Origin of the sequence: Mycolicibacter senuensis, assembly GCF_003284925.1 — a bacterium.
In the GTDB taxonomy this organism is placed as follows: domain Bacteria; phylum Actinomycetota; class Actinomycetes; order Mycobacteriales; family Mycobacteriaceae; genus Mycobacterium; species Mycobacterium algericum_A.
The window spans coordinates 1-5257 of sequence record NZ_QMEX01000199.1 but is presented as its reverse complement, the minus strand read 5'-3'; the positions used below and the strand labels follow the sequence as shown (position 1 = coordinate 5257).

Below are 5257 nucleotides of genomic sequence, written 5' to 3'. Positions count from 1 at the left end.
GCTGCTGCTCGGTGTCACCATCGGGGTGTCGGTGGTGGTGAGCTGCTCTTCGGGCATGGTCTGGTCGGGGTCGACGAACGTCAGCGCCACCTGCCGGTCCAATGCGGTGTCGAGGGCCTGCCAGAACTGCAGCAGGGGGGTGCCGCCGTGGCGCACCAGCAGCCGGTAGCGGCCGCCGGCGATGCTCAGACCGGGGGTCAGCTGGCCCTCGTCGGCCGGCTCGGGGTTGGCGGCGGAGCCGGCGACAGGCCGCTGGGGTTGCGGCGGAGCAACCGATCGCGACGCCGCGCCAGCCCCGGCACCCTCCGAGGGTTTGTTGGCCACCTCCGTGCCTTTCGGTGTCCAGCCACCGGCGATGTGGTCCGGGGGCGAGTGCCGGCCGGGATCGTTGGTGGCGTCCCCGCCCGGCGTGGGCAAACGGTTGTGCTCAGCGTACGGGACGGCCGGTTCGGGAGACGGTGGGTTGGCCATGCCGATATGCGCACGGCGGGTGCCGAGTCGGCGGCGCACGGCGGCCAGCGCCGCGGCGGCTTCGGGCACCTGAGCGCCCACCAGGACCGCCCCGATGATCGGCAGCATCACCAGCGCCAGCACCAGAAGGCGCAGCATGGATCCGGCCGCGCCGTGGTCGGTCAGCGTTCGCAGGCCGAGCACCCGGTCGAGCACCTCGGCGACCAGGCCCGCCAGCAGTGACGCCGTCACCGTGACCAGAATGGTGCGGACCACGTTCGGGCCCAGCAGGTGGCCGCTGACCGGCCGCAGCGCGCGCCGCAACAGGATGTGCCCGACGGCCGCGCCGGCGAGGAACCCCAGGCCGTTGGCGAAGCCCAGGTAGGCGGCCACCAGGTCGGGATTGTCGGTCAGGTGCGGGGCCATCACCGATGCGGCGATCTTGACCGCGGTGATGATCACGATCATCGCGATGGGGATCCAGGGTTGCTCCCGGGCGTAGAACACCCGCAATTGCAGCAGCACCATGGCGTAGGGGATCAAGGTGAACGCCGACATGGCGATCGCGGCACCCAGGTATCCGGCATCGACGTCACCGAAGTTGCCGTAGGCGAACAGCGCGCTGCCGATGGCCGGGCCGCCGACGGTCATCAGCGCCACGATCGGGATCAGCGTGATCATCATCAGCCGGGTGGCCAGCGACAGATCGGCGAGCACCGCGGGATCGTCGCCGGCGGCGGCATTACGGCTCAGCCGCGGCATCACCACCGTCAGCACGGTCACCCCGATCATGCCGAACGGCAGCTGCAACAGCAGCCAGGCGTAGTAGTAGATCGCCGGACCGGACGCCGCCGAGGTGGCCGCGATCTGGTTGGTGACCACCAGGCCGATCTGGCTGATCAACACGTAGAGCACCATCGCGGCGGCCATCGCGCCGAAGCGCTTGAGCCGGTCGTCGATGCCCCACAACGGCCGCAGGCTGATCCGCTCCCGCCGGATCGCGACCAGCAGGACCGCGGTCTGGGCCACGACACCTGCCGTGGTGCCCAGGCCCAGCACCAGCAGCTTGGCGTTGCCCATCCGCACCGGGTCGACCGACAGTTCGCCGGGCGCCAGCAGGTAGACGACCAACGTGGCGATTGCGACGACGTTGTTGACCACCGGCGCCCAGGCCGGCACCCCGAAGATGTTGCGGGTGTTCAGGATTGCCATGAACACCGACGACAGCCCGTAGCAGATCACCTGGGGGAGCAGCAGATAGGCGAACGCGGTCGTCAGCGGTTCGTTGACCTGGGGGTCGCCGCCCAGCATCAATCGGACGAGCAGCGGCGCAGCGGCCACCGAGATGACGGTGGTCGCCAGCAGCAGTGCGGTGGCCAGTGTCACCAGGCGCCGCACGAACGCGGCCCCGCCATCGGGGTCGTCGCGTTCGGCGCGGGCCAGCACCGGCACGAAGATCGCGGTGAAGGTCGCCTCCAACACCAGCGCGGCGATCTGGTTCGGCAACTGGTTGGCGACCGAGAAGGCGCTCGAGAGCGCCGCGCCCAGGATGGCGGCCAGCAGCACGATCCGGATGAAGCCGGTGATCCGGCTGACCAGGGTGGCCAGTGCCATTCCCCATGACCGCGACACCACGGCGGCGTCGGTCAGCTCCGGCCGTGCGGGCTGCGGCGCCGGTGCGGTCACCGGTCCACATCCCGGCTGCTGCGGCCCGCGGTCGCCGCCGGTGAACGCGGGCGGTTCGGGTCGGGTGGGCTGGGACGATCCAAGTCGGCGCGGTCGGGCTGGCCGCGGAAGCGGTGCCACAGCCGGCGACCGGTCAGCACGGTGAGCGCCGCCGCCGCCGTCATGGTGAAAAAGAACAGCACCATGCCGTAGGCGTTCGAGTGCACCGACAGCCGCGCCGACTCGCCCAACGGCAGCCCGGCCGGGGTCTGCAGCGCCACGTCGACGACGAAGTGCTGGTTGACCCGCACCTCCACCGGGACCCGCAGTGGCAGGTAACCCGGGGGCAGCTCCAGATCGCCCATGTCGGCCACCGTCATCCCGGGCGGCGCGTCGACGTGCAGCCGTACCCGGATGGGCACCGCCAGATCGTTGCGCAGCGCCAGCGGCAGCGGGCTGTGCTCGGTGGCCAGCGTGTAGGACCCGGCCGGATTGACGATGGTGACCGCGCCGATCAGATCCGCGACGGTGTCGCCGACGACCGACAGCCGCTGCGCTGCCAGGCCGCCGCGCACGTCGAGCGGCTCGGACTGGCTCAACGCGCGCAGCATGTCCTCGGCGAGCGGCGCGGTGTAGGCCTCGCCGGTCAGGCCGGTGCGAACGTCGGTGGTCAGCGCCGCCGTCAATGCCCACAGCCGGCCGATGTGGTCGGTGACCGCGCCGATGACATCCGGGCCGAAACCGCCCAGCGCCTGCTCGGCCGGTGGCGGATGCGCCGGTGCGGCGGTGACGCCCTGCGCTTCGGCGATCACCGCGGTCAGCGGCCGCGGGACCGCCAGCCCGGACCGCAGTGCGGTGCCGACCGTGGTCAGCACGGCCTGGGCGTCGTCGACCCGCGGCTTCCAGTACGCCGGGGGCATCAGAATCTGGTCGCGCGGCTCGTCGGGGCCATCGGGGGCTTCCAGCCCCCGCCACAGCATCGCTCCGAGAGCGTCCTGCCGGCGGGCCAGCGCGGAGTCATGGTGCAACCGGACCGTCAGCGAGCTGTCGAGGTAGGTCGGGGCCACCGGATCGGTGCCCAGGCCGGCCAATGCCGCGCCGACGGCAGGGTCATACGGCGCGACTACCAGGTGCGGGGACAGCCGCCGCGGGGTGACGTCGGCGGTGGCCGACGCGCCGGTGGCGGAGTCCTGGGCCGAACAGTCACCGGCGGTGATCACCACCGCTTCGCCCTCGGAGCTCTCGGCGCTGATCAGGTCGGCGGCGCCGGCTGTGAGTTTGCCGTCGCCGAGCACGACCGCGCCCCGGGTCGACGTCACCTGGAGGATCCGGTCGACGATGTCGGAGGGCCGGCTCACCGCGATCGCGTCGAGTCCGGGGTCGCCGACCCGGGCCAGGGCGTCGAGGTCGGCCTGCGCGTACGGCGTCGCGGTGACACAGCTGCGGTGTGCCAGCCGGCGCAGCCGCTCCAGCCAGCTCGTGGCGGCCGCCTGGCCGGTGCCCGGGTGGGACGCGGCGCCCTCGGGGGAGTCGGCGACCAGGTAGCCCTGGGTCATCGCGTTGACCGTGACCAACAGGTCGGGGTCGATCGCCAGGCACAGCGCCTGATTGACGACGCCGCCGCCGTCGACGGTCGGGCTGGTGGCGAACTCGGCGGCCGACAGTAGGGCGTCGAGCCGGCCACCGGGGGCCAGCGACCTCGCCAGCTCGTCGTCGGTGAGCCGAACCGGAAGGGTGCCGCCGGGTGCCCCGGGGGTGAGTCGGGGCCGGTCGGCCAGCGGCCACAACATGGTCAGCCGCACCGGCCGGGAGGTGTCGGGCGCGACGACGCCGGAGAGCGGATCGGAGTCCGCCTCGGTTTTGGGCAGGCCGGTCACCGGAAGCAGAAAGCGGGCGTCGTCGAGGCGGGCCGGCTCGCCGTAGTCGGGCGTGCCGTTGACGTTGACCAGCAGCGGATAGATACCCGGACGGTCGATGCTCAACGCCGGTTGGATCGCCGAGCGCAGCGGCGCCGACAACGTGAAGCGGACCTCCTGGCCGCGTTGCAGTTCGGCCGCCACCGTGCTGAACGGGCCCACCGGACGGTATTGGTCATTGCTGCCGCTGAGGTTGGTGCGCAAGCCGGCCGATGAGGCGACGGCGCCGGCCTGCTCGAGGCGCACCATCACGTCGCGGACCGGCCGGTCGCCGACATTGCTCACCGTGCCGGAGACGGTGACGACCGGGACGCTGGAGGTGGTGATGAGCTCAGGGGTGACCTGATCGACACGGATCTGCACGAATGACATTCCGCCGGGCTCGCCGGCGATGGCATGCGGGGCGGCGGCCGAGCCGAGCGCCATGCCCAGGGCCATCAGGAAGGCGGCCACGACCGCCCGAGCGGCCGTGCGGGGCACTGACAAGGCGGGCAGCCTGCCCCCACCGCTACGTCGGGTGCGGATCACGGGTCCAGCCCGCGACCGTTCTTCCGGTCCGGTGCGCGGCCGTCGGGGCGAGAGTGGCGGGTGCGCGAATGCGTCTGCGGCCGCCGCCACGGCGCGGTCACCGGCAGCGGCGGCAGCGCGGCCGGGCCGTCGGCCTGCAGCCGGTCGATCAGTTCGTCGGCGACCACCGCCAGCCGGCGTTCGTCGGCGTAGGCCAACCGGGACGGCAGTTCCCGGACCGGCACCCACGCCACTTCGCTGACCTCCACGTCGTCGTCGCACAGTTCTCCGCCGGAGAACCGCAGCAGGTAGTGGTGCACGGTCTTGTGTACGCGGCGGCCCTCGGTGACGAACCAGTAGTCGATGCTGCCCAGGGCGGCCAGCACGTCGCCCTGAACGCCGGTTTCCTCGGCGACCTCCCGGATCGCGGTCTGCTCGGCGGTCTCACCGACCTCGATGTGACCCTTGGGCAGCGACCACAACATCCTGCCGCGGCGGTCGATGCGGCCGATCAGCGCCGCGACCTGGTCCTCACGCGGCCCGTCGATGCCGTCGACGACCAGGCCACCGGCCGAGGTCTCGTGCACGGTGCGTAGCCGCGCCGGCCCGTGACGTGCGGTGCGGGGCCGACGCTGCGCTGGGCGGCCGGTCGGCGCGGCCGCGCTGCTGTCGGTGGCCGCGGCCTCGGTGTGGCCGGTTTTCGGACCTGAAGTGCGTCG

At 72.2% G+C, this 5257-nt stretch carries 3 protein-coding genes; all 3 read right to left on the bottom strand.

What is annotated here, in order from left to right:
• Positions 1–2136 (bottom strand): murein biosynthesis integral membrane protein MurJ (murJ, locus tag DQP56_RS22455; protein ID WP_112689184.1); only part of this gene is annotated, 2136 nt, incomplete at its 3' end.
• Entirely contained in the window at positions 2133–4526 is a 2394-nt protein-coding gene (locus tag DQP56_RS22450; RefSeq protein ID WP_435673902.1) for a hypothetical protein, read from the bottom strand. The genes murJ and DQP56_RS22450, both read right to left, overlap by 4 nt.
• 29 nt (positions 4527–4555) lie before the next feature.
• Positions 4556–5257 (bottom strand): NUDIX hydrolase (locus DQP56_RS22445; RefSeq protein WP_234825792.1); only part of this gene is annotated, 702 nt, incomplete at its 5' end.